The following is a 2,670-nucleotide window of genomic DNA, read 5'->3' as shown; positions in this document are numbered from 1 at the left end:
GCGTAAGACTTCTGTTAAAGAAGCAGCATCCCGTGAAGCGTCAACCCCATTCAGCGACCATTCTAAAAAGGTGGCGTGGTGAGGAATCGCCGTCCGTTTTACGGCGGCGAGGATGTCAAATAATTCTTATAAAAATACAGAGAAAATATGAGTCTAGTTATTTCCCAAGAAGTGATTAAAGCAAGTGGTTTGTCAGAGGATGAACTGTTAAAGGAAATTGTTATTATGTTATTCCAACAAGATAAGATTAGCTTAGGAAAAGCAAGTGAGTTATTAAGTATTAATCAAATCAAGTTTCAACGGATGCTTTCTGAACGAGGAATTTGTATTCACTATGATGTGGCTGAGTTTCAGGAAGATATTAAGCATTTAAAAGAGAAAGGTTGGCTATGATTATTATTAGCGATACTTCTCCTCTCAGCAGTCTTGCTCTTGTTGGTTATCTATCAATCTTAAAAGATATTTATACTGATGTTATTATTCCCCAAGCAGTTGCCAATGAATTGGCTAATTTGACTGAAGAAGATATCCGCATTAAAGCGATAATTTCTCTGAACTGGATACAGGTTCAACAAGCCGCTAATTTGGAACTTGTGACTTGTTTGAGGAATGACTATAATTTAGATATTGGCGAAGCAGAAGCAATCGCTCTTGCCTGAGAATTAAAAGCAGATGAATTGTTAATTGATGAACGTCTTGGACGGAGGGAGGCTGTGCGTTTGGGGTTGTCAATTACGGGGGTTCTAGGAGTTCTTTTAATCGCTAAAAATAGAGGATTGATTTCTAAGGTTCAACCCATAATCGATGCTCTAATACTCCAAGCAAATTTTCGCATCAGTCGTCAACTTTATGAGGAGGTTTTGCAAACTGCAAATGAATTAGATTAAGTTGTGATTTTAGAAACCCGTTTTCTTTGAGAAACCCGTTTTCTGGTAATCAATGTTAATTTATGTTATAGTACCCTTGAAAAATTGGCGATTGTTTGCACAAAATAGTCGCAGTAAATCCTTCTGGTGAATATCATGAATCCTTACCTGTTGCCGATTATTCCTGCTGTTGACGATATTTTGTTTAATTTCGCTCAATCTGATGATTTTTGGGCTAATTGGTCAACAGCTTTTGGCACAAATTATGATGTGGTTAAGGCGACGGAATTACGAAATCAGTGGCAAAGTCGAAATTTCAGTCAACTTCCCCCAATTGAGGTACTCAGTGGCGAAGTTTTAGGGACAGCGAAGGGTGCTTATGCGGTTAGCACTAATAAAATTTATCTATCAGCATCTTTTTTGAATACGGCTGCGCCAGCAGCGATAGTTGATGTAATTGTAGAAGAAATCGGGCATTTTATCGACGCGCAAATCAACAGCAGCGATACGCCGGGGGATGAGGGGCAGTTATTTTCGGTGCTGGTGCGGGGGGAAAGCCTGACGGCGGCGGAAATCGCGGCGATACAAAGCGAAAATGACGCGGCGACTATTACGGTTGATGGGCAAGCGATTAGTGTGGAAATGGCATCTAACACCCCCAAAATCACCATCGCCCCCGGCACCAACCCCGTAGAAGGGGGAACCGTCGGCACCTTCATCATCACTCTAGACACCGCCGCGCCAACGGGTGGTTTAGTGGTCAACTTCAACACTACAGGCAGTACCGCCACCATTCCCGCCGACTATTCCTTCACTGCTGGCACAAATATCACGGCGGTGACAGCCAACACCTTCACCGTCGCCGCCGGGGCCACCATCGCTACCCTCAACGTGGTTGCGGTATCCGATACGGTAAGTGACCCCAACGAAACCGTCAAAGTCAACCTGACATCGGGGGGAGACTACATCCTTGGTGCCAATTCTAGCACCAGCTTTAATCCTGCTACCAACTTTTCCGTGGGGAGTCGTCCCTATTCACGTCTCGGTGCTATTAGGAACCGGCACAGGCAGTTTTGGCACCGCCAGCAACTTTTCTGCGGGGATTAGTCCTACTTCCGTGACGGTAGGAGACTTCAACGGCGACGGCAAATCCGATGTGGCAACGGCGAACCGTGGCGGCAACAACGTATCGGTGCTATTAGGAACCGGCACAGGCAGTTTTGGCACGCCCACTAACTTTTCCGTGGGGAGTAGTCCCCGTTCCGTGACAGTAGGAGACTTCAACGGCGACGGCAAATCCGATTTAGCTGTGGCGAACTCTTACAGCAGCAACGTCTCGGTGTTATTAGGAACCGGCACGGGCAGTTTTGGACCCGCCACTAACTTTTCCGTGGGGATTAGTCCTACTTCCGTGACGGTAGGGGACTTCAACGGCGACGGCAAATCCGATTTGGCTACGGCGAACAGTAGCGACAACGTCTCAGTGCTATTAGGAACCGGCACGGGCAGTTTCGGCACGCCCACTAACTTTTCCGTGGGGATTGGTGCCAATTCCGTGACGGTAGGAGACTTCAACGGCGACGGCAAATTGGATTTGGCTACGGCTAACCAATTCGGCAACAGCGTCTCAGTGCTATTAGGAACCGGCACAGGCAGTTTTGGACCCGCCACTAACTTTTCCGTGGGGAGTAGTCCCTATTCCGTGACAGTAGGAGACTTCAACGGCGACGGCAAATCCGATTTGGCTACGGCGAACAGTAGCAGCACCGTCTCAGTGCTATTAGGAACCGGCACGGGCAGTTTC

General features: G+C 47.0%; 1 protein-coding gene and 2 pseudogenes. All 3 read left to right on the top strand.

What is annotated here, in order from left to right; all coding sequences use genetic code 11:
• The first annotated feature begins 147 nt into the window (after positions 1 to 147).
• Positions 148 to 393 (top strand): UPF0175 family protein, encoded by a 246-nt coding sequence (locus EWV84_RS09975; RefSeq protein ID WP_287077867.1) that lies wholly within the window; start codon positions 148 to 150, stop codon positions 391 to 393.
• Positions 390 to 887 (top strand): annotated as a pseudogene (locus EWV84_RS09970) (PIN domain-containing protein). Before EWV84_RS09975 ends, EWV84_RS09970 begins: the two are co-directional and overlap by 4 nt.
• A gap of 135 nt (positions 888 to 1,022) precedes the next feature.
• Positions 1,023 to 2,670: pseudogene (locus EWV84_RS22875) on the top strand (FG-GAP-like repeat-containing protein); the annotation flags it as partial.

Source organism: Microcystis sp. M_QC_C_20170808_M3Col (genome assembly GCF_007095505.1).
Classification (GTDB): Bacteria; Cyanobacteriota; Cyanobacteriia; order Cyanobacteriales; family Microcystaceae; genus Microcystis.
Note: the sequence above shows the minus strand (reverse complement) of the source record. Positions and strands in the feature narration are given on the sequence as shown.

Excerpts from the sequence above, each read along its gene's own strand:
- EWV84_RS09975 (WP_287077867.1), top strand. The coding sequence starts at position 148 with ATGAGTCTAGTTATTTCCCAAGAAGTGATTAAAGCAAGTGGTTTGTCA.